The organism is Cohaesibacter gelatinilyticus, assembly GCF_900215605.1.
GTDB lineage: Bacteria > Pseudomonadota > Alphaproteobacteria > Rhizobiales > Cohaesibacteraceae > Cohaesibacter > Cohaesibacter gelatinilyticus.
Window position 1 is genome coordinate 1064954 of sequence record NZ_OBEL01000001.1, and the last position, 26665, is coordinate 1091618.

Sequence of the window (26665 nt, forward strand, 5' to 3'; positions counted from 1 at the left end):
TGTGTCAAGGGGCTTAAAGAAGATGGCTGAATCCAAGGAACAAGCGCTGGATCGTATCCTGACGCTGGAAATCGTCCGTGTAACCGAGCGCGCTGCTGTTGCTGCTGCCCGCCTGCGTGGTCATGGCAATGAAAAAGCAGCTGACCAAGCTGCCGTGGACGCCATGCGTCGCGAGCTGAACCAACTGCCAATCGATGGCACTGTTGTTATCGGTGAGGGTGAGCGCGATGAAGCTCCCATGCTCTATATCGGCGAAGAAGTAGGTACCAAAAAAGGCCCTAAAGTGGACATTGCTCTGGATCCTCTGGAAGGCACTACGATCTGCGCCAAGAACCTGCCGAACTCTCTGGCTGTGATCGCAATGGCAGAAGCTGGTTCTCTGCTGAACGCTCCTGACGTTTACATGGACAAGATCGCAATCGGCCCTGGCTATCCAGAAGGTCTGGTTGATCTGGATCGCACGCCAGTTGAAAACATGCAGGCTGTTGCCAATGCCAAGGGTGTGCCGATCAACGAAGTAACCGCTTGTATCCTTGACCGTCCACGTCACGCTAAACTGATCGAAGATGTACGCGCTACTGGCGCTGCAATCCGTCTGATCGGTGATGGTGACGTTGCTGGCGTCATTCACACCACTGACCCGGAAGAAACCGGCATCGATATCTATTTCGGTATTGGTGGCGCACCAGAAGGCGTTTTGGCTGCCGCTGCATTGCGTTGTATCGGTGGCCAGATGCAGGGCCGATTGGTCATCAACAGCGATGATCAACGTAAGCGCGCCATCAAAATGGGTGTAACCGATCCAAACAAGAAATTCACCATGGAAGAAATGGCGTCTGGTGATGTAACCTTTGCTGCGACCGGCGTGACCGACGGCAACATGCTGTCTGGCGTGAAGTTCGGCAAAGAGCGTATTCGTACCGAGACCGTTGTCATGCGTTCTTCCACCGGTACCGTTCGCTACGTGAAATCCGAGCATACCAACTTTTCCAAATTCCATCTGGATTGATCCGGATATTGCTATCGGGCTGTGAGTGAAGGGGACCCTTCCGCTTGCTCCCATTTAGATTGTAAAAGGCGGGTCAGGATCTCTGATCCGCCTTTTCTGTTTGCCATTTCCAGCAAACCCCATTTTGAGGCCATTATGATTTCAGATCGCAAAGCTTATCTCGGCGTCTCCAAGTCCGCCAAAGAGCGAAAATGGATAGAGCGGCTGGATGAGCGTGGAACCTCGATTGCATCTGCCATTGCTCAAAGTCAGGGTATCGCCGATATCGTGGCCCGGGTCATGGCAGGGCGTGGGCTGGATCTGGAAGCGGCCGAGGGATATCTTGATCCTGCCATCAAAGATCTGATGCCGGATCCGTCTTGCATCACGGACATGGACCTGGCAGCTGAGCGCATCGCGCATTCCATTATCAAAGGTGACAAGATCGCGATCTTCGGGGATTACGATGTAGATGGGGCCACCTCCAGCGCGCTTCTCTATAATTTCCTCGCCCATTGTGGCATCGAAGCTACAATCTATATCCCTGATCGGATTTTTGAAGGCTATGGACCCAACCCTGATGCCATTGATCAGCTCATCGATGCTGGACATCAATTGATCGCCACGCTGGATTGCGGCTCCACATCTTTTACAGCATTGGAACGCGCCAAGGAACGAAATATTGATGTTGTGGTGCTGGATCACCATCAGGTGGGTGAAGAATTGCCGCCATGTGTTGCACTGGTCAATCCCAACCGACAGGATGATCTCAGCAAGCTCGGCCATCTGGCAGCCGTTGGCGTTACCTTCATGACCATCGTTGCCGTCAATCGCACCTTGCGTCAGAAAGGCTTCTTTGGTGCGCAATGTTCTGCACCCAACCTTCTGGCTTGGTTGGATCTGGTAGCTTTGGGAACAGTCTGCGATGTGGTGCCACTTGTTGGCCTCAATCGTGCCTTTGTTACCAAGGGCATGCTGGTCATTCGCAAACACAGCAATGTCGGTCTTTCTGCTTTGCAAGCAGTATCTCGTGTCTCTGGTCCCGTACGCCCGTATCATCTGGGTTTCCTTTTGGGGCCACGTATCAATGCCGGTGGACGCATTGGTGATGCTGCGCTTGGCGCACGTTTGTTGACAACAAGTAATCCATCTCAGGCCGAACAAATAGCCAATGAGCTAGAGCGTCTGAATAAAGAACGTCAGGCTCTGGAGCAGATCATGCTTGAGGAGGCGACTGCTCAGGCCGACATGCTTCTGATGGCCGACCCGGACGCCGCCTGTCTCGTGACATCCAGCCCGGACTGGCATGCTGGAATCGTAGGCCTCCTGGCGTCACGTCTGAAAGAACGCTTCCGCCGACCTGCCTTTGCCATTGCCATGGGTGCGAATGGGCAGGGGACTGGCTCTGGTCGTTCTATTGCTGGTGTCGATCTGGGCGCAGCAGTTCGAAAAGGCGTAGAAGAGGGTCGATTGGTCAAAGGCGGCGGGCACGCTATGGCAGCAGGCCTGACAGTGGAAGAGGGGGCTCTTCACTCTTTCAAAGCTTATTTGCATGATGAGCTGCTCTCACAAGTTGGGCAAGCACGTGCCAGTGATGAAATGAAAATCGATGGCGCACTCACTGCTACCGGGGCAACAGAAGATTTGGTCAATCTGCTGGAGAAGGCCGGGCCTTATGGAGCCGGTAACTCCGAGCCGGTCTTTGTCTTCCCATCCCATACCATCGCCTTTGCCGATGTTGTTGGGCAGGGCGGACATGTACGCTGTTCCCTCAAATCCAATGCCGGAGGCAACTTGAAAGGTATTTGCTTCCGTGCAGCCGATGAGCCACTGGGCAAGCTGTTGCTGGAGAATAGAGGCCAGCCTCTGCATGTTGCTGGCAGCTTGTCTTTGGATCACTGGCAGGGACGTCCAACGGTGCAGTTGCGTATTCTGGATGCTGCCGAACCTGTTCCACTAAGCTAGCTTTTCTGGTGTTGGCCTGACAAACTTCTGTTCCATGACGTTTTTGCCCCATTGATCACCGAGATATTCTTCCGCCAGCTCAAAGCCGTGGCTTTCATAGAGGTGGCGTGCAGCATCAAGACCTTGAAAAGTCCATAGATGCAGAGCATCAAATTGCTGCTCATCAGCAAATGCGAGGGCAGTTTGAAACAGCATCTTGCCTAGACCAGTACCGCGTAGTGCATCGTCCATGATGAACCATCGCAAATGACCGATATTGTCTCCCAGATCTTCACCGTCCAGAGCGATACTGCCTGCTAGCCGCCCGTTATAGTCGATATGCCAGATTTGATTGGCCGGATGTCTCAGACGAGGAAGAAAGTCGGCCAAGCCTGATCCGACTGTGGCCTCAAATTGCAGATCAAAGCCCGAGTGTTTATGATAAAAACGCGCATGCAAGTCAGTGATTTGTCCTGCAATTCCGGGTTTATAGCCAGATTTGATCTGTACTGGTACTGATGAGTCTCTGCTAGAGGTTTTACCAAGGCGGCTATTTTGCAAAGCCTGAGAATAAAGTGAGAGACCGGATGCCACGGTTGATGAAGCATCGCCAGACAATGTCGTCAAGGCCGCAGAAACACGACTATTCGCATGATAGTTGATCTTGTGAAACAGTTTTTGTCCAGATGGTGTAAGGAATAGGATACGCTCTCTTGCATCCTGTTTTGATGCTTGGCGCTCCATCAAACCCTGCTTGAGAAGTGATTGAACCAACCTGCTGATCGTGGACTTTTCAAGTCTCAGACATTCTCCCAGATCGCGCGCATTGAACTGTTCACGATTGCCAATCTCCAAAATTGCATGCACGGCAGATAGAGATAATTCCGTCTCGGCGGCAACCTTGTCCAACACGCCAAGCTCTCGCACCAGCAATCGGGAGGAGGCGCGGATATCGGCGATCTGTTCCACGCTATGAAGGGCACCGCATAAAGATTGATCTGAAGACATATTATCACTCCGAGAACAAATTAAGTTGTATCATGCAACTATATTGAGTGATGGATGTCAAGTTTCAAGCAGTGGAGACAGTCCTGTTGGGAGAAGAAAATGACTGGTTCACACTTGGAACTGATGCGTAAAAGCCTTTGCTTTTGTTTGTCTTTCATAAGATATGGCAAAATTTCGGTGTCCCGAAAAAGCCATGTGGATTTGTGACAAAAAGATAAAATCCCGCTTGCGCTTTAATGCAAAGCTCCCTATAAACCGCCCATCAAATGCGCGCCCTTCGTCTAGCGGTCTAGGACGCCGCCCTTTCACGGCGGAAACACGGGTTCGAGTCCCGTAGGGCGTGCCACTTTGTACAAAAAGCCCTTGCACACCAATCGGTTGCGAGGGCTTTTGTCCAACTAGCTGCATAGGTTGGACATTATTTGCGTTTTGCCATTGCATTATCAGCCATCTTCTTCCTGTTTGCCGCCTGCACATATTTCCGAGCTTCATGTGGCGTTTTGTGGCCCAAAAACGTCATGACTTCATATTCAGTCCCGCCAGCCTCAGCCAATTGAGTAGCGCCAGCTTTCCGTAAACCATGAGCTCGGCCAGGCACTCCGGCCTCCCTGCAGCGATCACCAAACCAGTTCCCGAATGATTCAGTTGTATATCCCTCTCCAGCTGACTTAACCTGACTGATGAATGTCTTTCGATCTTTTGGAATATTGATCAAAAACTTCTCAAGCTTGGCATGGAGAGGAAGATCAACACGCTCGCCTGTCTTTCCTCTGTTGTAGAAAATTCTGTTGTCATAAATGCTCGTCCAGCCCATCCGATTCACATCCTGACGTGCTGCACCCGTGTAAAGGATGAGATGGAGCACCATTGATGCAGTGGATGCCTCTCCATGATGTTCCAGGAACCTTGAGATTTCGCTCTCGGTCCAGGTGTGATAGCCATCCTCATTTTCTTTGATCTTCTTCACATCTTGAGCAGGATTGGAGGTAATTATCTCAAGCTTGATAGCGTATCTACAAAGGCGAGTGATGAGCTTTTTTAGCTTGTTGGCAGCGGCAGGAGTATTCATTTTCTTGAGGACAAGAGCCTCAACATGCTTAGGCCGAAGTTGGGCGACCCTACGATGGCCATGCTCCTGGCGAAAGCGCCTGATTTCGCCAAAGAGGTTTTTCCGGGTAGTTGGACTCAATAAAGCATAATCAGCCGAGCGCAGATATTGCTCGATTAGCCAATCAAACGTTCCGGGGGTAGCCCGGGATTTCGAGATAGTGTGAGGCTTGTTATTCAAGGCGGCCTGATAGGACGCCTCAAATTCCTTTGACCCATACGCCCCCTTGATATAGCCGGACACGCATCCCTTTTTCCTGAAGCGCCAACGTGTTTTACCATGGCGATCTATAATCCTTGTAATGCCTGGATATGGATTCTTTAGTTTCATTGGTCGATTACCTCATCCCAGTCATCATCTTGCTGTTGCTCAATGGATTTGGGATTCTGAAGTTTCAGTTTGATTTCAAGGGAAGGTGAGATGGTGACTTCCGTGACAGTCTGGCCAGCGGTTTGAGCACCTCGCAGAGCACGAGTGATGTCTGACTGTTTGAAACCGGTTTTAGCTTTCATCAAATATTCTCCAGTTTGGTTCTGACCAGGCGGCTTCCTGGCCGTTGAAGCGAAGAGCAAAATGTCCTTGCCCGTTGATCGTTAAGAGGGAACTAGGTTCAAAAGTTCTCAAACCAAAATCTGAAGTGATATTTTTTTTTGACTGGCGTTTTTGCCTTCAATGATCAGGGCAAAACAGCCAGGGCTTGCTCAGTAATGCAAAAACGGCCTGCTATGACGTGGCCGGAGAAACGGGTGCTGGAAATTCCAACCAATTGGATCAAATTTTGCCAATTTCCTGAATTTTTGGGGCGGGATAGATTGGTGCATCCGAGTGAAAACGGAAAAAATAAATTCAATCAAGATTTCTTATCAAGTAAGATATTGAATGTACTGATGTATTTAATTTGGGTGGATTTTTTCGTTTTTCGGCTGAAAAAATTACTGATTTAAGATTGTGATTTTTTTGTCCTCTGGATTGGTCGGTTTTTAAAGTCTGCTACCCGAAGACCAAAAATCGAACCAATCATCGACTTCGGGTTTAACGATTAATCTGGCGTCTTCTCTCGTCATGCCACTGATTTGAAGAAGGCTTTCATAATCTGTCAGCTCATGCCTGATGTGATTATGGGCGACAATGGCGACGGCTTTGGTAAGGGAGGTTTTCTTGGTCCAGGCCCGTTTCATGACCTTTTCAAGAATTTGATCAGCGTGATCTGATGGGCAATTGGGAAAATGCCGAGCAATTGTGGCTTCCACCTGGGAATGCTGGAATTGTTTGGTCTGATGAATGAGTGCTTTTTTTGCCATGGCGATTCTGCCTGTATCTTGAGGAATTTTTGATTTCCAGACTGCAGAGAGCCAGCGGAGAGCAGGTGCTTGCTGGCACCTGCTGATCAGCCTGGAATGATTTGATAGGCGTTGATTTCTTTTCGGGATTTCAGAAGATCGATGATCCGCATCTGAGATGCCCAAATTTTGCTTCTGGCAAAAGAACGTGAATCTTACGAAGTGGGTTCGATTGGCAGGAAACCAAAATAATTTTCAAAATCAGAGCAAGGCGCTGATATAGTTGGTTTATTTGTTTTGTCATCCAGTCGATGGATGCTGTCCTTGCAAAAAAATGCGTGACGGGTCGCAAAAAGGTAAAAAAGCAGACCTTCTTATTGTGACGACGTCGCGAGGAAAAACATGGATTTTTATAAATCCATGTTTTCTGGCTATGACGCTATGGTGATAGCGGCTTTTTTACCCTGCCTGTAGATGGGGAGAGGTCAGATATTTTTCAGGATCTCGTCGATAAAGACACCCATTTCCGGGCTATAGAGATGTTCGCTGTTATTTTGCGGGCACAGGCAAAAATCGATTTGCTCTGAATGAACGAGTGCTTCGCGAAGATGCTTTGAGATCTGATCCCGCACATCCTTATTGCCGAGTTTTGCATCACTCCGCATGGTCTCCTTCACGCGCTCCACGCACCGCCTATATTGCTCATTAAACAATCTGACTTCGCTGACTGCTTCAGCCATCATGGCGATTTCCTTGCCAATCGAGGAGAGGGGGGCTGGGTCAAGGGTCTTGATCAATGAAAGAGCAGACTCCAGCTGCTTAAGGGCTGCATCATTGCTTGTCTTAACCTCAGACAAATTTTCTGCTGAGATCAGAAGAATGGGGTAAAAGGATATCGGACCTGATATGCAGTCGCTGTTGGTTGTTAAACATGTAACTGGTTCACGAGTTTGTTCCGAGATTGCGGTTTGCTCATTGTTGTCCTGTTGGATCTTGTCATCAGGGGTGATTTGCGGATTTAAAGCATCTTTCATGGATTATCCTTTCAATTCTATGCTCCGCCTATCCATTCTTTCTTTGTCTATGTCAGACCAATCTGGTTGAATGTGGCGTCACCCGAAGCGTCACATGAAAGCAGATTGGTCTGTTCTTATCGCTTGCTGGTCTCAGGCCCTGTTGTGCCTGGAGGCATCAACGCTCATGCCTCCTGTTCGAACCCTGTTTTTTGGGCCTGTTTATCCTTGCTGATGTGTTTCGTCTCAGCCAATGGGACAGATTGGGTTGATTTCACAAAGGAGGTTTTGGCTCATCGTAACCCCATAGGAGCGGTTTTCGTCAGCATATATCGGCTCGCCAATATGCAAGGCTGCTGAAAGAATGGGGCAAGTCAATTGGACTGGAACCAAGAGCTTATGGAACACATTCCATAAGCAGTACTAAAGTCACTCAGATTTACAAGAAAATTGGCAACCTGAGAGCTGTTCAGCTCTTGCTCAGCCACACCAAAATGGACAGCACAGTCCACTATCTTGGTGTCGATCTGGAAGATGGGTTGTCCATTTCCAAAAGTGTTGAGGTCTAAAGATGATGGGCCGGAGGAAACTCCGGCCCGAAGCGGCCGGGGGTAGCCAAGATTTTTGCCGCGCAGTCCACGATAGCAGTCATTGCTACACAACATAGCATTCCCGATCAGTAGTCGTTGGCATGGCTAACAAAACGGGGCTTCATACTTGATTGGTGGATGTTATAATTGGATCTTCCAATGAGCATTAAATCAAACTGAATGTAGGCAGGGATCAAATGGTTAAGTCGCTACCCTTGGGTTGGAAAACCAAGAAATGACTCATCAGATTATCGTATGATGTCCATCAATGCCTGAAATTGGTTGAGGCCAGTTAAACCTATGAAAAATGGCAAAAGAGCGAAAGAGAATGGGAGGTGCTATATGCAGGTCAATCTACATGAGGCAAAAGCAAAACTCTCTACCCTTGTTGAGAAAAGCTGTGCAGGCGAAGAGGTGATCATAACTAAGGCTGGCAAGCCGATTGCTCGACTGGTCAAATATGAGATCAATCCTGTTCCCTGCAAGTTGGGGCTTTATAAGGGTGCCGGATTTTCCATGGGTGAAAGCATTCATGACGGAGATGCTGAAATCTCTGTCACATTCGGATTAATGGAATGATGTGGAGAGTGCTGCTAGATTCCAACGCCTGCATCTGAGCCCCGATCAACACAGATTATCTTTGGTGCGAACAGGCCGAACGACACCAAGATCCTCAATGTGTGAGTTCGTAGATACTGAAGCAAAGGCCGGCAAATTGCCCCTTGATCGTGTCTGAAAACGGCCCTTTGCGGACATTCGGTGGTTAATTCCAGTCCTCCGAAAGCTGCCATTCATTCGGCCTGCAATATTCCAATCGCTCAGATGACAGGGATGCGGACGAAGCTGCCATTTGGTTCGCTAACCCAAAAGTCTGTTCCCCCGCTTTACCGCACTTTCGAAGTAAACTGCACATAGAGTGCATGCTAGAGGTGCTTAATGTCCAGTCAAAGCATACGGATCGATCCGATCCTCCAAGTTCTGAGGAAACGATCCATGTGCGGCCAAATCCCGGAGGGGGCGGGAACGAAAAGACCAATCCGCACTTGCGAACGCCTCTTGTAGAACAGACCGTAGCGTTTTGCGGCAGCACCACGCAGCTTGCACATGTTCTCTGTAAGATCGACTCCGATAGCAGCAGCATCTTCCAGAAGCGCACCTTTCTTTTACTTGTGTGTAGATGCCGCAAGCTTGGCAGGTTGGGATGACGGTAGGCTCGACGCGTGCCGCTCAACACGCAAAAAATTTATTGAAGTGCCTCCAGTTCATGTGTAGTGTAACTTTCGAACTTTCGCGCTAAAGGTGAATAACTGGGGGCAAAAATTTCTATGAAAACCGCCATTCTAGCACTTTCTCTCGCAACCATGGCACTTTTTCCGTCGACGGCGCTCTCGCAAACTTGCATGCGGTCATTCAATGTTGATCCCAATGCAACGATCTCTTCGACGCCAGGAAATGGCGTGTTTACCGGTTGGAATTGCGTCACTGCGGAGCTCTATCGCGAGAAGCTGTTTATCGAATATCGTGACCTTTTTGAAGATGATGTTTTCAGCCGGGCAGACGAATGGCTGTCTCAACGCAACCGTCTTCTTGCTCGTCTCGAAGACGCTGAGAACCGATACGCAGCCGCGCAGGCAGACGAAAAGGCTGAGTTAGCGCAAACCATTCTTTTGTATGAAGTTGGGATGATAATGGCAGCTTTCGGGTGTCCATCGACAGGTCCTGGCGCTGCGCTCTGTGTAGCTGGCATTATAAAGGCAAAATACGAATTGATTGACACTCTCGTCTCATCTGGAGGTAAGTCTGACGCTATCCGTCGGCAATTGGCTGATCTCCGCAGCGAGGCTGCGGCTGCCGAGGCGTTGTCCGCGGCGGAATTGGGACGGGCTCTCGAGGCATACCGCGGTGAGGCGGATCTTCTATGCGGTATAGTCCAGAGAGAGTGTCTGCGATAGAACAAGGGGCAAAAGATATATTTGCGGTCATTTCGCTGTTTTTCGCCAGGAAAGTGAAGTTTGCGGGTTTGGGTCGTGCTGAAAACGTTTAGTCCAAAGAAGTTGCTTTAAAATTTGGTTTCGGCTCAATCTATTGGTTGATCCTAATCCGAACCAAAAGAGCATTAAGAGGGAAATACTGTTTTGTTCGAAGAGGATTGGGACGCTGCGCGCGCTTACGCTGACAAGAGGTTTAGGCCAAAACTCCGCCGCTATGCGTTAGCGAACAACGCATGGTTTTGGCTATTTGGTTTGCTAGTATCTTGGCTTGTTGCGCTCTTTTTGTTGTTTGCTCTCACCGCGTACCGTCCTGTTCTACCTTTCGACGGCTTCAGATCGCTGGAAGTTGCGTGGAGCAGTCCCGAAGCCCAGCCCGATCGCCCTCTGGCCCAAATGCACAATCGCACCTCGGCCATGTCGTTGCGAGAATACTTGGGGCGCGCCGTTGGAGCCATTCCTCCTGCTTGCGCCATCACGCAAGGTAAATTGCGACGTCCCACAGGATCCGAAATGCCGGGACAACCTGGAATCCTTGCCCTGTTGGGATACGACCAAGGCGAAATAACAGAGCCATACACACCATGCCTTTGGCGCGATGATCCCCGCAGCATTCTGGCAGCCTTGTCGTTTGACGTTGGTCCGGTTCAGAAGTTCACCCTGCTCATTCTGATCATCGCATTGTTCATGCTGCAGAGGAACAAATTCTTTCGTACCGTCGAGGAAGAGGCTTGGCCAGTTAATGATGAATTGAGAAATTCGAACAAACCGGGGTGGCGCGACAAGATTGAGATGGTTGAGGAGTTTGACGCCGACAATCAGCCTGTTCGTGATGAAAACGGCCAACATAAGAAAGAGCGGATCGAAAAAACAGTACGGATGCCAGAAGTCGTGCACCATCCAGTGCGTTACATTCGCCCGAGCAACGTTACCGGTACAAAGGGAAATCCGATCCCTCAGCACATGCTTGCCCAAACGTTTTTTCCCACACAAGATTTGCTGCTTGAGCCGATGACAGCGGAAGGGTCGGCGGTGAGACGTTATGAGCAAGGATTATCCGAAGTGGAGAAAGAGTTGCATGACGCAGCAGGCAATCAAAGCCTTCGCGGTCCTGTCGACTTAATAAAGGACGTTCTCAAGGCAGGAGCGCACAGCGGAAAGGTTGGCGATTCCGAACGACGCATGCGCGTCGCAGTGTATGAATACACATCGTCACTGTCAGATCGGCTCGACATGGCACACTACCTGATGTGGCTTCTGCCTACCGTTGGTTTTTTGGGCACGATTTACGGCATCAGCGCCAGCCTTGTGCGCGCCAAAGGCCTGTTTGGCGGCAAAGCAGACCTTGATCCGAATAAGTTTTCCAAGAACATCGAACTGGTTGTGGACGGTTTGGGGGTCGCCTTTGACACCACCTCCATGGCTCTTGTTTGCTCGGCCTTTCTCTACTGGCGCCTCGTTCGGGCCGAGCAGGACATCCGTACCTTGAGCATCCGGGCTCGGGATAGCCTGTCCAACTTGCTGGTGGATAGGCTGGTTGATCGCGTGATTGAATTTCCGCCGAACGGGTTGGGGACCGAAGCGTCTGCCCCTACTGAAACTGGCAAGCCCGTTGAAGTGCCGACCTCAGCGGCTGCTGCGCCGTTCGATCCAGACGTACGGGGGCCAGATGTGCAGGACGCTGAACCAGTGGTGGACGACGAACCAGCTGCAGCGAGCACTGACGGCTCGCCCGGCGCATCCGGTAAGCTAGAGGACGTTCGCAGTGTCTGACTTTCGCCATCTCGAAAGACCACGTTCCCGGCCTGAGTTCTTTGGGCTCGCGACGCTCGACACGGTAACATGTGCGCTTGCGGGCGGAATTGTCCTAATGATCCTCATGGCCGCGCTCACGGATCGCAGCGCTCCGGTCCAACTGACGCCGCTGCGCGCCATCTTCGAGAGCGGCGAAGCGAAGGATCCGACACCGGCCGAACGTGGGGTCAGCGAAGCCGCAGCGGCAGCGCGGGACATGTACAACCTCGCTGTGGTGTTCATTTCGGCACCTTCTAGCAGGGATGCAGTAGCACTAGTCAGCGCTAGGGGCCAAGACTGCGCACTGGCCGAGGTCGAAGCGCGCATCATGCGCGAAGCCGGAAGCCATTTTCTGTCGGATGATCCGGGGGCCTCGACCGCACTCGGGATTTGGGCGGCCGGTAATCCGGTAGGTTGCCAACGTTTTGAAGTGCAATCGCCGGTCACAAGCACAGCCCCTTGCAGTGTCGTTTTGGTCACCGGCGGGCACTATGACGTCCGACGTTTTCCTAATTGCAACGTCACGTTTGTATTTACCACTGCGCTAACAGAGCAAGGCGATGCGGTTTTCCGTTTCGAGCGCGGGTACTGACATGCGACGTGCGCGAGCCGGATTTGCCTGGGTATCTATGATGGACCTGCTCTTTGGTCTCTTTGGCGCACTGGTGATCCTGACGGTCCTGATCGTTCTCAAACTTGGACGCGACAGCGGTATCGAAGGTAAAAACTTTCATCTAATCACGCTTGATGCCGAAGCCGTCCTGGATATTGCGCCGCTGCATCGCGCGCTTGGTCGTATGGCATTCGGGTTTCGGGTCATGGACGCTAATTCAATCCCGTGCGACTTTGGCGCGAGTTTCACGCCTGCAGACTGCAACTCGACGTTGCTCAGGCCCGAAGAGCCGGCACCGTCCGAGGACGCGGTACCCCAGCAGGCGATGTTTCGCACCGGCGTCGTTCCGGTCCAAGGCGCACCGGGAGACCATATCTTGTCATCGGCCTTGTTCGTGCCCGACGGGCCGCGCATCACGGTTGCGCCATTTCTTTCGAATATCGCTGTCTTGCATGAACTGCCACAGGGTGTCCTGAAGGCCGATCTGCGTCTGCGCGTGAACATTAAGACTGGCGATGTCTTTTGGTCCCCCGCCCCGTTTTGCGTCAGCGTCGGAGAGCTGATCGAGCTTTCGGAGGCGGATGACAGGGGATTGGCGAAATTGGATTTCTGCACGCTTTCGGCGTGTCCGACCAGAACGCAGGCCGACGCGGCCGCTAGGCCAACAGCGCCGCGCACCTGCTCACTGAACCTTGAGCGACAAGGAGGGGCTCTTGTCTTGGAGTGATCGTTTGCGCGCCGCGCTGTCTGCCGCCGTCCTGTTTTGTTTTGGTGTCTTACAGGCGCATGCCCAGGATGCTGTGGAAACCGAGATCGAAGCCTTGCGCGCGGCAGCGCACAAGATGGCGGTCGCCTTTGACTCCGATGGCGTGGGACCGGTGGGTAAGGTCTCGCTCGATCTGATGTTCGTCTTCCAGGAACTGACAGCGCTCCAGAGGAATGGCGCTCTTGTCGGCGAGGTCTGCGCCCCTCCGGACACGGACATGACGCTCCGTATGTTGAGCGAGCCGGACTGTCTGGCGACCCTGATCTCGATGGAACGTCAGGTTTGGCGCTTGGCGGCCGAACTGGCCGCCGATGCGCATTTGATTGCAAGCAAACGGCTGGCCGACACCCTGCCGCCGCCGCCGATCCCGGAGTCGGACCGGACCGAGGCGCGTGAGGCCGAAGTCGCGGCGTGGTGGGCCAAGGCTGCGCCGACGGCGCTCGAGGCGGTGTCGCGGGTGGGGCGCGAATGGATCAAGCAGCGCAGAGACGAAGACGAGATCGCCGATCGGGCGCTGCGCCGACTGGCCCGCGCCCTGCGCCAGATCGAGCAGGAACCCGCCGTGGCGCAGTTGCGCAATGCGGTGAAGGATGCGCCGGAATTCGCCAGTCTGGTTGCGTCTCTGCGGGTGATCGTCGACCCCGGTCAAGCTCTGGAGGACCGCGCCGAAGCGACGGTGCGCTTCGCGGCGGCCTATGCCGGGCTTCAGGCCGACGCGCTGAAACAGGTGTTTTCGACGCCCATCGACGCCAACACCTGCCGTGACACGCTGCCAGAAGAGTTGCGCGATGCGCGCTGGTATCGTGAGGAACTCTGCACCGCTGCATTCGACCGGTTAAAGGCCGTCTCAGAAGCGCTCGACGTGCCGCGCGAGGCCGCCTCCGGCGCCTATGCGGCGCTCGAGGCTGAAATTGATGCGCGCGCCGCGGAAGTGGACGCCTTTACTGCGGCGCTGACCGAGGCCTTTGACGAGCGCATTCTGACCATCCGCTTGCTGGTTGCCAAGGCCGAAGCCTTGCCCCTCGCGGGCGGAACCTGCACCGATGCCACACGCGCCATGGCCGAGCCAGCGGAGGCCATCACTGGCCCACTCAACGAAAGCCGGCTGCGGCGTGCGGCCGAAGGTCTGGCTGGCGTTTTGACTGCCTGTGCCGAACAGAACTTGACCGATCAGTTGACCCTGATGTGCCGGCGCACGCAGTCCGTTCTGGCCGGACCAACCCAGCGCTTTGATACCCGGATCCGCGCGGTCCCGACGGCGCTGCCAGCACCCTTCAATCGCGATTTGCAGAAGCCTTGGGAGGCCTTGGTGTCAGCCGCAGGGCGGGACGGTCTAGCGGGAATTTGCGAAGGCACGGTCTCGCTGGACCCCGACACTGTGATGCGTAGGGCCGAGGCGCTCGAAAACGCCGCGGGCGCCGCGCTGGAGCGCCTGCTGCAAGCCGCGGTACAGTCCTTGCAAGACAAGGCGCTGGCCAGTCTTGAAGGTGTTCTCGACCGCTCGAAGGTGCCGGTTGAAGTGACCGCCAGCATCGAAACTGGGCTGACCGCGCTTTGCGACATGGTTACGCCGCTCAGCCCAGCGCCGGAGGGATCGGTGCGCCGCGCGGTGTCGCAAGCGGTGCTGACTGACCTCGGCCTTGTGGACAATGGCGCGGCGGTTGCCGAAGTGGCACTGATGTGCACCGAATTGCGCAAGGGCACAGGCGTCTGGACCGGTGCGGCATTCTCGGATGCCTTTAACGCGGTGTTACAGGACTCCTTGGAGGAAACGCAGGCCGCTGCCGTGGTCGCGCGTCTGGATGAGGCCATGGACCGCCTTCAGCAGTCCGGTGATCGGCTCGCGAAACGCGCCGCAACGGCAGCCGTCATTCTCGAGGGGTCTGCAGTGCTGGATCGTGTTGTCAGCATGCAGGCTGACAGCGGGTGCGGGCCCGAGGCGGAGACCGATGAGAATGCGCCGCCGAACACGGGGCTCGAAATGGGGCTTTTGTCGAAGAAGGTCGAGCGCAGGCTCATCGTCGAAGACGGCCGCTGGACGATCCACCTCGGTGCGGAACTGAATCTGGCAGTCTGCGGCCTGCGCTCGAACGATCCGAAAGCCCTGCATCAGGTTGTCAGCGTCGTAGAGGCCAGTACGCAGTTTTCCGAAGCCTTTGATGTGGATACGGCGACGGATACGGTGGCGGTGGCAGACCAGTTGCAGGCCGCCATGCGTCGTGCTGTTGAAGAGGCGGAAATCACTGTCGACGAGGCATTGCTCAACGTGCAACTCCGGCGCATCGCCGCTGCGGCAGGGCTCGACCTCGACGCCCTGGCGCGCCTGCGCCTTGGACCGCTCAGCGGCAGCGGCTTTGACAAGCAGTACGGTTTGCTGTTGCGGGTGGCCTTGCCAGAGCCGGTGAACCAGAGTTTCTGCCTCAGCGTCCCTACCGACCCGGCTCGGGTCTCACCAGACTGCCCGTCATTCGAAGATGCCGAAGTGGTGGTGAGCGCGATGGCCGAGGCCATGGCGCGGCAAGCCTTCGACGCGCTGGCCGCCACGGTTGGTGCCGAGTTGCAGCGTTTTCTGGCCGATTCCAAGGGTCTGGCCGCCATCGAAGACCTTTTGCAGGACAACGCGGAGATCACAGTGGTTCGGGGCCCGTCGCGAACCAGCGGCGAGATCCTGTCCTGGGTGCGCATAACCGTGCCCAAGAACGCCATAGCGGATCTGACGACGATTCACGGCCTTGCGCCGCTTACAGGCGCCTTTGTGTTTCAGACCACGCTCGACGGCGATCGTCTCGACCAGATGATTGTCGAAAGACCCACGGTGAACGGGGTCGCATTGGTGCAGCGTGCCTTGTCCCTTTTGCCCTCGGATTCGGATCTACTGATCCTGAAGGAAATCGGCGCGCCGGATCCTCTGAAACCGGATGACCTGCCGCATGCACTGCAGGATGTGGCCTCGGCGCGGGATCGAACACAATGTGCCGGTGCCTATGTCGTCTCGGTCGCCTTTGGCCGGCAGGCACCTGTGCAAGGTCCGCTGGGCTTTGTCTGCGTGCAACCTTCCGGCGACGAACCCTGGCTGGTGCTGGGCCCGGATGTCGAACTCACAAGCCCGGACGGCGACTGGCGCATGCGGGTGCGCGCTGTCGAAAGCGATGCGAGCAACGATGGAGGCATCTACGACCTCAACGTGCGGGTCTCGTCACACACACCGCTCTTTGCTGAGGTCGACAACGCCCGTGCCTTGTTGCGCATCGATCTGCCACGGGGCGTGGTCAGCCTGCCATCAGATGTCGATGAGAATGCCAAGCTGTATCTCGACATCGAAAACGCCCTGAGTGTGCAATTGCCCCGGGGTGTCCGGGTGCACGGGCTACAGTTTGCCTCGGACGGCCTGGACATTTCCATCGATCCCAGCGGCGCCATCGATGATGCTTGGCGCGGCCTGTCCGACATGTTGTCCGAGGAGGCCGCCGTCTGGCAGGCCTGGGCCGAGGATGTGGGTGCGACTTTGCAAGAGGAAAGCGAGGCGTATTGCAAGCACGTGGTACCGCTGCAGCGCCTTGGGCAGACCCTCGCTGACGGGATGCTTGCCCCGGTGCCCGAGATGTGCACCGTCAGCGAGCCCGACGAAGGCCGCATCCTCTTGCGCGATCAGGAGCTGACCTGGTCCTGTTCCGGCAGCAATATCGCACCGGGCCGTGAGGTTGATTACTGCGACTTAGAACTGCCGGATGACTTTGGCCTTTGCGGGGACGCTGTCGACATTCGGTTCGACTGGCGCGGCACGGAGCGTCCGGAAAAACCCGAGGTGCACTCAGCAGATCTCGAAGAGTGTATCAAAGACACCACTGATGATCTGCTCCCCCGTGATCAGTTGGGCTACGACGAGATCAAAGTGTCGCTCGGGTTCGATGGCGCATGTTCCGATCTTAACCGCCTGTCGGATTGTGCCATCACAGGCACCTTCACGCTGGACCTGAGTGACCTTGCAGACCAGCTGAACAAGACCGGCTCGGACACGCTTGGCCGGATCTATGACGACGAGGCCTGTGCGCTCGACGCGCCGCAGCTCGATGTGACGGCCCTGGTCTCACTTGACGGAACCTTGCGGTTTGGGGCGGGCGTATCAGGGCTGGACGCGCTAGAAAACCGGTTTAGGCGCTGCGCAGATGCGCTGGCCGCTGCCGCCGCCGAAGCCGCGCTCTCCGAGGTTGCGGATACGGTCGATCTGTCGGATCTCTACCAAGGGATCGCCGATGCCAGCTCCTCCGTTCTGGATGGCACTACGGAAACGCTCGGCGCGACCCTGGATGGTGAGGCCTCCTGCATTTTGAAGAGCACCGAGAGAGACGCTCAGATTGCCTGTGGCGCCTACAGTGGTGAAGACGTGCAGACCGGCCGGGTCACCGGGGCGATCGTCACTGCGCCTTATGAGATCCTCGGCGAGGATCTGAAGGTGACTGCGGACCTGTCCTGGAGCACCGCGAAGTTGTCGGTGGAAGGCCTGGATACTGACCCGCTCGCAGATTGGGCCGAATCCCAGGCTAAAGGCTTGATCCACCCGAAAGATGCTCGCCTGTCACTCACATGCCCGCAGACGCAGGACGGCGATTGTCTGAACGAATTGGCGCGCCGCCTTGGGGACTCGATCTCTGGCAAATATCTTCGGTCCAAGGATGGCGCGACACTGATCCAGACCGACAAGCGCTTTGAACTGACCCTGCCTTACGATCTCGTTATTGACGAATTGGGCCTGCGCAGCAGCGTTGATCTGCGCTGCATCATCGACCTCGAGGGCTTTCCGAACGTCGCAGCGCCCGACTGCGGCGGCCAAGGCCTATCGCCCGAGGCGCTGGTGATGGACGCGGTGGCCCGGATCCTCGCCGAAGGCCCGCTGGAGGTTGGTCAGACTCTGGACCTCGGCCTGATCGCTTTCGAGATCAAGCAAGCGCCCGACCACAAACCGTCGCTTGGCCGAATCGAAATGACAGCTGAGGCGTCCTTTGCTGGCCTCGGTATCGACGAAACCGTCGACGCAAAGATCACGCTGGACCGCAATCTCAACCCGGACATCGACGCCGACTACAACGCACTGACAGGCAAAATCACTGAGCAACTGACCAGCGGCATCAACGACCTCCTCGGCGACTTTGGGGTCAAGATTACCAATATCGGGCTGAGCCCGGCGGACGGGAGCATGCCGAAGGCCTTGTTGATCGACAGCGAGGCCAGTATTGCCGGACTTTTTGCGATCTCTGCGCCGCAAGTGCAGCTGAGCGAAGAAGGTCTGGCGATCCAGGGGCCAAACCGCTTTGCCATTTCCTTTGGCGAAGGTCTCACCATCCCCGTGCCGCCGCTCGCCATCTGTCCCAACGGCGGTGCCATTGAAGACACAGAGTTGACCATCAGGGCGGCCGTGACCGTTGCAGAATGCAGTGCCAGCTATCTGCTGAACTATCGCGGCAGCCTGACGATGGACATCGAACGCCCCCTGAAGGTGACCACCAAGGGCGCGCTCACGCTGCTCAGCATCATCCCGTTGGGCAGCAACGAAGGGGTCATCGATCTGGGCAAACCCTTTGTTCAGCATCAGTCTGAAATTGGTGGCGCGGTCTCTGACATCCTGTCGATGCGCGGGCAGTTCACGATCGACGGACCGCAAAAGATCGTCACTGCGGACAGCAGTGTGAAGGTCTTTACCGTGCCGGTGGGAGACGGGCGGTTCCTGCTGGATCTCGATCAGGGCATCCTGGATACCACGACCGAGTTCAACATCGCGGCCTTCCTTCGCGGCAATGGCGCCGTACGCACCGGCAAGGGGTTCTCGCGGCCCGAGGCGGCGGCGGGCACCCGCATGTCGATTGCCGGCTTTGACGCCTTTAGCGCCGATCTCAAGGCACGCGCCAATCTGGCACGCGCGCGGCTCAGCGTTTTGGGGCTGCGACTTACAGTGGCCTTTCCTGGTTTGCAGGCGCTGGATCCTAGCAGAATTGCGGACATGCTCAAGAATCTGCTGACGCCGAACTTTGAGGATCTTGACAAGGCGCTCGAGGCGCTGTTCAGCGGCAATGTCACGATCAATCCTTTTGCCGGCTTCGGGTCCGGCGGGGACGGCATGGGCGACGATGGTGACGGTGACGCGGGCGACAGTGCGTCCGACGGCAAAGCGCAGGATCCCGGCGATGGTCTGGGCGACGGTACAGATCCTCCTCTGGCCGACACCGGCGCACCAGAAGACATTCCGCCGGGAGGCACCCCCGGTCTCCTGGGTGACAAGGTCGCCGCGCTTTGGTTCGAGCCGCTGGGCGGCGATCCCGCCCGAGTGCAGATCGGCAAAGGCAACAAGGGCACGCCCGAATATGAAAAACTGGCGGTAGCCCGCATCGCGCCCGGGCATTTCAATGCCGAGGGTCAGCCCATGGGCAAGACACTGTCGACCCTGATCGGCGGCTACAGCCAGATTCAGACCGGGACCGTCGAAGCCTTTGATGGCTACGGTGAGTGCACCACGGGGCCGGGCAACCTCGTCTATCTTTACACTGGCGAAACAGTGGATCGGCGCGGCTATTACGAGTTGTGTCGCGTCAGCATTGGCACCGACAATCAGCCGGTCACCACCCTCAAGGGTCTGTCTGTGGAGGAACGCGGCTTGCTCGTCGGCTTCCACAATGCCTTGATCGGCGAAATGGCGACCCGTCCCGTAGAGCCCTCGGGCGACTACGGCCGACTGCTTCTGCGTGCTCGGATTGTCCAGAACGGGGAAGGCACGCTGCAAGGGACCATCGGCTTTCAGCGCGTTGGTGAGTTGCTGGTCGTTATGCGCGGCGCGTTCGAAGACAACACCGCCTGCGGTGAGCCGCCCTCGGCGGGTGGCGAGACGAAGACCAAGAGCTTCTGGCTGACTGGGATGCGTCAGGTCTATGACGGCGAGCGGCGGGGCGATCTCGACGATCCGCAAGGAGTGTTCGAAGCCGTACAAGCGCTGTGGAACTGTGACGAGGGTACGCTGGGGCGGGTCGATCCGACCAACCAGACGCTGGCCACCGCGGAAAGCCTGTCCAAGAAGACGGCGGGTGGCTACCAGATTGTCTCGCCCATAGAGCCGCCGGAAGACCCGGTGCCTCAGCCACGCCCAACCCCGCCCTGGCCGGTGCCGAAGCCTGACCCATCACCGGTCCCTCCGCCCCCGCCTCCACCAGTGCCCGACCCTGAGCCTTGTGAGACTGACTGTCGGAGCGTACCGGTGCGCATTGGCGAACTGGATGATGGCTGTGGCATCTGGCTCTATGACCAATTGTCCGGCCGGTACCCGCGCGGCGGCCTCGGCGGCGAAATCTGTGAGCCGGGTGACGAGACCGTCATTGCCGGTCGCGAGACAGCGCGGTTCGTGCAATTCTATGTCCCGGTGGACGAGGCGCGCGCCCATCTTCTGCTGTCGCGGCCTGATGGCTATCACCGGACCGAGACCCCGCTCAGCTTCGTTGGGCGCGCAGCGGCCACCGCTGCGCGTGCCAAGCAGGTGTCCGATTTCCTAGATATCTATGCACGCTCATCCTCACCGGGCGGGTTCAAAGCGGTCCGCGTGCTGAGTGACCTGCCAACGCGCGAGGCGCTTGAAGCGCCCCTGCCAGACGGGGCAGGGCGCTGGTGGGCGGTGCGGCAGGACGACCGGGTCTGGTCGAGCAAGCAAACCGGCGATGCCTTGCCCGAAGACCGGGCTCTGGCGCTGCTGACCGTGCTGACCGAGGATGTTCTGGAGGCCGAGGTGACAACACCGGACCGTCTGCTGCTGGTGCGGCCCGAGGCGCTATGGGTTTACCGCTGGGCTGACGGGGCCTGGGAAGCGATCGCCCAGATCGCGGAGGATCCACAGCGCGCACAGGTACCAAGTGCACGGTCCGTGGCCAATGAGTTGTACGACGTCATCGACAACGACATCGACGCGCCACATCGTGTTCAGATCATTCCCTACGCACCCCAGATCGAAGCCTGGGCCTACGCCATCGAAGACGGGAACGGTGAGCCCGGTCGCCTGATGGTGCGGCGTGCGGTGGTGCCAACAATTCAGGTTGCTGCAGTTCGGCAAGATACACTCAGCGATAGTAACAATCGTATCGTGTACGAGGCGTCTGGCGGCAGCGAACTCTGGTTCGACATCGTGCTGCCGTCAGGAACACGCAATTTCTCGATGGATCTTCGAAACATGTCGGGTCCGAGTGACGGACTGTTGATATGCCTGTTTGGGTACGAGGACGGAATTCCGCTTGCTAGCAATTGGAGCGGCAGCAATTCTCAGGGTGCTTATCTCGATTGGTACCCCGAAAACAATCAAACTCGTTTCGTCGGTTTGATTAGTGAAGTGTCTGGCGAGGTCCTGCCGAACTTCGAAATTGAGTTGACAGTCAATCGGGACCTACAGGAAACGCGTGGGCCTGAGCAATGCCAAGTGGCGCCCACCGAGGCGAGGGTTAACTACTTCGAAGCTGAAAGAGAGAGAGTTGACGTCAAGAATTTGTCACTCATCCTCCAAGACCGCAATCGTCTGCTCGCCGTCGCCAACGAAGCACTCGAAGCGCCTTGGTCCGACACGCCTGAGGCTTTTGTAGCCGACACCAGCGTCGGCCAGAGGTTGGCTGCCGGCGCGCCGGTCTATCTCGCGCAAACCGACGGCGCAGACCTGCTCTTCCGCCGCTTCCTGCTGCAGCCGAGCGCTGTGGATGTTATCGCGCCATTCGCGCGCATGACCGGCGACGCTCCGCCGCGGCACGCCTGGGGGGCCCTGGCCAAAGAATTGGACCGCGATACAACCGAGATCGCCCAAATCTCGGGACGGTCCGTCGCGCTGAGTGCGCTGACGGTTGCTGGTGTCGATGTCACGAAAGCCTGGCAAACCCGTCTGCGACACCACGAAGAGACGGAGCATCGGGTGTTCTTCAAGCTTGGGGAGACGCCGCGATCGATCGATCTGAATGGCGACTTCGCAGATGATGCGCTCGTCAAGGCGGCCCTGCGCTACATGCTCACCTCTGATGACTCAAGGCTCACTCTGCTGCAGGCCTCCCCCCCCCTGGCGCGCACGGAAACCGGCTATTGCGGCACAGGCAGCAACAGTTGCGTGGAAAACCTCGTTCTGCTGCCCCTGACCGACACGGCCGAGGCGATGGTGCTGCCCTTGCCAACACGAGACGCTCAGCCGGCTGCGCGCGAGACCGTCAAGCGCCTCTTTGTCCAGGTCGCGACCCAGTCGCCCGAGCAACTCCCCGATGCGGCCCCTCTGATTGACCCCTGGAGTCTCTCGGACAAACGGTTGGTGCAATTCACGCAGGATGGTCCACTGCATGTGATCGCGGATGATGGGCGATGGGCCTGTTTGCGCACCGACCACGCCGGCGCTTCATCGCCGCGTGCGCAGGCTGCGCTGGCCTATTGGCCGGACGCGGACCTCGCGCCTTCTGCATCGCCGCAGTTGTGTAACGCGCCGGGGGTGGTGGTCTGGCAATACGCCCCTGCGCCGCGCGACAGCGCCGTTGGCATGCTCTACCAGACAGGGGACGAGACGCCTCTGGATCTGGTGGCGCTTAACACCGCAGCACCGCGCGTCGCGACAGGCCAGACCGTCCCCGATGCGCTGAAGACGCTTCTGGTCGGACGCCTGCAAGGCAGCCTCCGGCCCGAGGATGACCTGCGCGTGCTACCAGACACGGTGCTGCCGGAGGCCTTGAGCGAGAAGGCCGTCATCCTCGAAGTCATCCGCCCGGACAACCGGCTGGTCTGGCTGGCCGGCCTCCAATTGCCGCGAAAGGACAAGCCGCCGCTTGTCTGTGTTCTGGGTGACATCGAAGCGACCCTGCCGACGAACCTTCCGGACGAGATCAAGGAGAACGTCATCGACATCACGCTGGTCGCGGTAACCCGAACGGTGGAGGCGTTTGACCCCGAAAATGACAATCTCTGCCCACGGACGCAACAGCTGCGCATCAATGTTGTGGCGTCGGACGGCACATGGGACATCTGGGAAGAACTGTTGGAGGCCGCGGCCCCCGCGCCTGACACGGGCCCTAGCATCCGGCGCGTTCGCCTTGCGCAGGCCGGTACGGGCGCGTGGCCAGGGCTGGCCCGCAGCACGTCGGCTGCGACCGAGGCGCACAGGCTCTCCGGGACCAATCTGACCTTACACCTCGACCTGAGGCTCACCGAGGGGTTGGACCCGACCGGGGCCAATACGGTCCGTGCGCCGATCAAGTCAGCCATCGCAGGTCTCTTCCGGGCGGCGGGTCTCTTCCGGGTGGCGGGAAAGGCCGGAGAGGCCCGCAATATCTCGTTGACCTGCCAGTCCGATTGCACGCGCCTCGAAGGAACCACTTCCGCAGGGGAGCGCCTTGCCATGGTAATCGACGCTGCGGGCAAACGGGCGAGCGCGGTAGGTCTGACGGATGTCGCAGCCAGCCAGGACGCTGTTTTGGCCGATTTTGCCCTATCGCTGGCTGCAGACCGCCTGACCGCTTGCGAGAAAGCCTGCTACGCTTGGTTTGACCTTGGTGTCGCCGGGGATGCGGTCATGGCGGCCGAACGCCCCTATGGCAGCGTCTTGGGACGGAAAGACACTGATGACCTGATCCGTCATTACGGCGACCTGCCGGAGGACCTCTCCCGAGCCTTCAACGAGACGGACCCGGACGAGATAAGGATCGCGCTGCGCGTGGCCGTCTTGCAGCGCGCCGCCGAGCGTATGGCCTCTTTCACCGTCCAGCGTCTGACGAACGGCTGGTCCGGGCCGGATGCGCCGGCGCTGCTGAGCTTTCCTGACCCGGGCGCTTCCCTTAATGGGCATCGTGTGTTGTTTCCTGGCGGCGCAGTGGGGCCTGTGTACTGGTCTGGCAAGGCTGTGATCGATACCGACACCGCAGCGCAGATTGTCACCCATCTGAGCCTTCGCCTCGGTGCATCCCGCTTGTACGAAGAGGCGATCTGGATCCCTGGCGCGTCCCATCACGCGCCGCTTTTTCTTTTGGAGACGGCGCCAACCGCGACAGGGCTGACCTTGCGAGAGCGGCTCGCCGCCAATGCGCGCCCGGATGTGTTCTTCGATCCCGCCTGTACGGTCGCATTGGAACAGCGCAACACCTTCATCCAGGGCCTGGCGGCGCTTGCGCCCGAGGCCGCTGTGACCTGTATCCCGGACGCGACCGACAGGCTTGCGATGTTGCAGTCCGGTGTGCCATCGGCGCTGGCAGTGACGCCCGATGCCTTTGCCGTCCTCGACATCGATACCGATTTCTCCGAGCTCGGCGCCGGTTTCGACGCACAGGCCGAGGCGGTCCTGCGCCTTGCCACGCCGGCTTTGGATCAGGCGTTCGAGAGCGTTCAACTCTGGACAGCGGATATCCCGGGGATCGTGTTGGCCACGGCGGACACGGGCTTTGAGACCGCCGTCTGGCGCGACAGCCCTGGGACGGTTCCGGACCTCGTCGGAGGCTTTCAGGGCTATCAGGACGCGCGACCGGAACAGCACCTTTTGTTGGCGCAAATGACGCCGGTTGCCTCGCTGGCCACACGCGGCCGCTTTCTCGACATCGAAGGCCGGGATGCGTTGCTCTACGACGAAACGCGGCTGGACGTGCTGGGGGGAGATCGCATCCGAGATACGCGGTTCCTAAACACTGCCGATGCGCGGCCTGACGCGCTGGCCGAGGACATCGCTGCCTATCTGACCGCATCCGAGCCTGCAGCAGACACGATCGCAGAGGCCATCCTGGTGCCCGCCGGTGATGCTTTCCTTGTGATGGAAATCGCGAGCGAAAAGATCTCAGGCGCGTGGGTCAAGCCCGCGATGGGCGCGCCGGCAGGCCTTGCCGCGCCATCGACTTGGCCGCAAGATCTGGCAGCCGGGCTTGCGGCGGATCTGGCCGCTGTTCTGAGACCGAACCTTTCGGCAGGGCATAGCCTCGCAGGCCTATTTGCGGAAGGTAGCACCCTTGTCGCTTGCGGGCCGGCGGCGGCAAGTTCCGGCGTCGACGAGGGCTTGATCCTGAAGATCGCAGACAGTGGTGGAAACCGAGTGCGTGCGGCGCATACCGACTTGGCGATGCGGTTTCATGCGTCGTCCTGCGGAATCGTGCGCCGGCACCTGACGTTTGTCGTGTCGACGCCCGAACAGATCACGGATGTCGCGCGGGTGGATCTTCTGCCCCGGACCACACGTCAGCACCCAGACGTGGTGATTGCGACACCAATACCGCCCGAGACCGTCGCTCAACTCTGGGTCGGGGAAGGCACGCTGGACAAGCGCTGCCTCGGCACCTTCACTCCCGAGGCCAATGAGCTGCTGCGGCTCTTGGCCAAGCGTCTTTGGGACGCGGGCGCGTCCTGTGATTGGTTTAAGGCGCCTGCGGAAGGTACGGTGGCGCTGCTGGCCATCGGTGGGCAGGTAACCGTGCTCGATAGCCGCACCGGAGTCATGCGCGAGATCGAGCTAGAAACACCTTCTGCAGCAGACCACGAGATGCTGTTGACCTGGTTCCTGAGCGTGGGCGTAACAGCTTGCAGCAACCAGCCTCTGGTGCACACGGTCTTGTCTGACGGAGCGCAGTTTCTTGACGATCCCTGCGGGATCATTGCCACGGCGCCTGTCGGCGCGACAGCCTTCGCCGCGCTGATGAAACGGTTGTCCCGCGCGGAGGCCACGCCGCTCTCTCGCTCCGATTTTGACCTGTTGAATGGTCGGTTGATGCCGAAGGGAGCCGATGCGCCGTTCCGCTTCGACGTCCTGGCGCAGGACGGCAGCAGATTGCTGGCGGTTACCGGCGCTGGGTCAGGCATGGAACAAGACTGGATCATCCTGTCTGACCGGGGCTGTCTGCTGGTCTCGCTCGAAACACTGGGCCGGGCCAAGCTAGACGTTCTCAGCGGGCGTTTGCTGCCTGACGGATCGCCGCGCCACTTGTTCCTGCGCGCCGTTGACCTAGAAGAACAAGCGCCGATCTGGCTCTTGGCGCAAACAGACGATCGCGCCTGCGAGGCAACAGGACGCGCCAGCCTGGACAACGTGTCACCGGTGACGCGGCTGGGAGGTGCCTGGACCTTTGAGGCGCGCGCCATGACTAGGACGCGGTGGTATCCGCTCCAGTTGCAAGGCGACCCCGACACCGTGTTGGCGAGGGCGCCAGAGGATGCTGTCATCTCCGAATACATAGCAGCGCAGTTGCGTGCCGAGGTGACGGTGGCACGTCTATGGCTGCGTCCCGACGGACAAGACGCATTGTTCGTGGTGGGCTGGGGCGCTACTTCAAACCCGACGTTCTGCGTACATCTTTTGAATGCGCAACGTGGTGGCTATGTGACCACGAAGTCCGCCCTAGACATGCGACTTGCCGGTGCCCACCGAGAGGAACTGGGCCTCAAGGCGCTCATCGACCGGTTAGAAGCGCAGTCCCCAGATGCGGTTTTTGCCCCGCGCTGGTATGAGCCTTTCGTCGCGGATCCGCGCGCACTCGCTCTGCGCGATCACACCCCCGGCGCTGCTTGTGTTCCGGAATCGTCTTGAGAAGACCGCCTCTGTCATTTGCGGACCTATGGC

Annotated in this window: 15 protein-coding genes and 1 tRNA gene; 11 read left to right on the forward strand and 5 right to left on the reverse strand. The window is 57.5% G+C overall.

The genetic code is table 11. The annotated features are described in order from the left end of the window. Positions 1-22: 22 nt before the first annotated feature. Together glpX and recJ are read left to right on the forward strand one after the other, a co-directional pair. Positions 23-1009, forward strand: a complete 987-nt coding sequence (gene glpX / locus CRO57_RS04780; RefSeq protein WP_097152217.1) for a class II fructose-bisphosphatase — start codon at positions 23-25, stop codon at positions 1007-1009. 135 nt (positions 1010-1144) lie between these two features. Further along, the gene (gene recJ / locus CRO57_RS04785; protein ID WP_097152218.1) at positions 1145-2953 is read left to right on the forward strand and encodes a single-stranded-DNA-specific exonuclease RecJ; all 1809 of its coding nucleotides are present in this window, start codon (positions 1145-1147) and stop codon (positions 2951-2953) included. On the opposite strand, the gene CRO57_RS04790 is transcribed toward recJ, so the two are convergent. Next, positions 2945-3940, reverse strand: a complete 996-nt coding sequence (locus CRO57_RS04790; protein ID WP_097152219.1) for a bifunctional helix-turn-helix transcriptional regulator/GNAT family N-acetyltransferase — start codon at positions 3938-3940, stop codon at positions 2945-2947. The two genes, recJ and CRO57_RS04790, sit on opposite strands and share 9 nt — an antisense overlap. A 270-nt stretch (positions 3941-4210) precedes the next feature. Here CRO57_RS04790 and CRO57_RS04795 point away from each other — a divergent pair. Beyond that, a tRNA-Glu gene (locus tag CRO57_RS04795) sits at positions 4211-4286 on the forward strand. Positions 4287-4358: 72 nt separating this feature from the next. Here CRO57_RS04795 and CRO57_RS04800 read toward each other — a convergent pair. Both CRO57_RS04800 and CRO57_RS04805 read right to left on the reverse strand, forming a co-directional pair. Then, a complete protein-coding gene (locus tag CRO57_RS04800) occupies positions 4359-5378 on the reverse strand; it encodes a tyrosine-type recombinase/integrase (protein WP_097152220.1) in 1020 nt (339 codons plus the stop codon). After that, positions 5375-5560 (reverse strand): hypothetical protein, encoded by a 186-nt coding sequence (locus tag CRO57_RS04805; protein ID WP_097152221.1) that lies wholly within the window; start codon positions 5558-5560, stop codon positions 5375-5377. Before CRO57_RS04805 ends, CRO57_RS04800 begins: the two co-directional genes overlap by 4 nt. Positions 5561-5698: 138 nt before the next feature. On the opposite strand from CRO57_RS04805, the gene CRO57_RS04810 reads away from it, so the two are divergent. Continuing rightward, positions 5699-5992 carry a hypothetical protein gene (locus CRO57_RS04810; protein WP_141401183.1) on the forward strand — a complete coding sequence of 98 codons (294 nt, stop codon included), beginning with the start codon at positions 5699-5701 and terminating at the stop codon, positions 5990-5992. A gap of 36 nt (positions 5993-6028) precedes the next feature. On the opposite strand, the gene CRO57_RS04815 is transcribed toward CRO57_RS04810, so the two are convergent. Together CRO57_RS04815 and CRO57_RS04820 are read right to left on the reverse strand one after the other, a co-directional pair. Continuing rightward, positions 6029-6349 (reverse strand): DUF2293 domain-containing protein, encoded by a 321-nt coding sequence (locus CRO57_RS04815; protein ID WP_141401184.1) that lies wholly within the window; start codon positions 6347-6349, stop codon positions 6029-6031. 464 nt (positions 6350-6813) lie between these two features. After that, positions 6814-7362 carry a hypothetical protein gene (locus CRO57_RS04820; protein WP_097152224.1) on the reverse strand — a complete coding sequence of 183 codons (549 nt, stop codon included), beginning with the start codon at positions 7360-7362 and terminating at the stop codon, positions 6814-6816. A gap of 308 nt (positions 7363-7670) precedes the next feature. On the opposite strand from CRO57_RS04820, the gene CRO57_RS04825 reads away from it, so the two are divergent. The 7 genes from CRO57_RS04825 (at position 7671) to CRO57_RS04855 (ending at position 26632) form a co-directional block, all read left to right on the forward strand. Continuing rightward, the gene (locus tag CRO57_RS04825; protein WP_097152225.1) at positions 7671-7910 is read left to right on the forward strand and encodes a site-specific integrase; all 240 of its coding nucleotides are present in this window, start codon (positions 7671-7673) and stop codon (positions 7908-7910) included. Positions 7911-8273: 363 nt separating this feature from the next. Next, on the forward strand, positions 8274-8510 hold the full coding sequence (locus CRO57_RS04830) for a type II toxin-antitoxin system Phd/YefM family antitoxin (protein WP_097152226.1): 237 nt from the start codon (positions 8274-8276) through the stop codon (positions 8508-8510). A gap of 821 nt (positions 8511-9331) precedes the next feature. After that, positions 9332-9883: a hypothetical protein gene (locus tag CRO57_RS04835; protein ID WP_141401185.1), complete on the forward strand. Its 552-nt coding sequence runs from the start codon at positions 9332-9334 to the stop codon at positions 9881-9883. A 291-nt stretch (positions 9884-10174) separates the two neighbouring features. After that, a complete protein-coding gene (locus CRO57_RS04840) occupies positions 10175-11692 on the forward strand; it encodes a MotA/TolQ/ExbB proton channel family protein (RefSeq protein WP_141401186.1) in 1518 nt (505 codons plus the stop codon). After that, a complete protein-coding gene (locus CRO57_RS04845; protein WP_097152229.1) occupies positions 11685-12305 on the forward strand; it encodes a hypothetical protein in 621 nt (206 codons plus the stop codon). Before CRO57_RS04840 ends, CRO57_RS04845 begins: the two co-directional genes overlap by 8 nt. A gap of 37 nt (positions 12306-12342) precedes the next feature. Then, on the forward strand, positions 12343-13053 hold the full coding sequence (locus CRO57_RS04850) for a hypothetical protein (RefSeq protein WP_210200756.1): 711 nt from the start codon (positions 12343-12345) through the stop codon (positions 13051-13053). Continuing rightward, positions 13040-26632 (forward strand): sbcc family protein, encoded by a 13593-nt coding sequence (locus CRO57_RS04855; RefSeq protein WP_097152231.1) that lies wholly within the window; start codon positions 13040-13042, stop codon positions 26630-26632. Before CRO57_RS04850 ends, CRO57_RS04855 begins: the two co-directional genes overlap by 14 nt. The last annotated feature ends 33 nt before the right edge of the window (positions 26633-26665 follow it).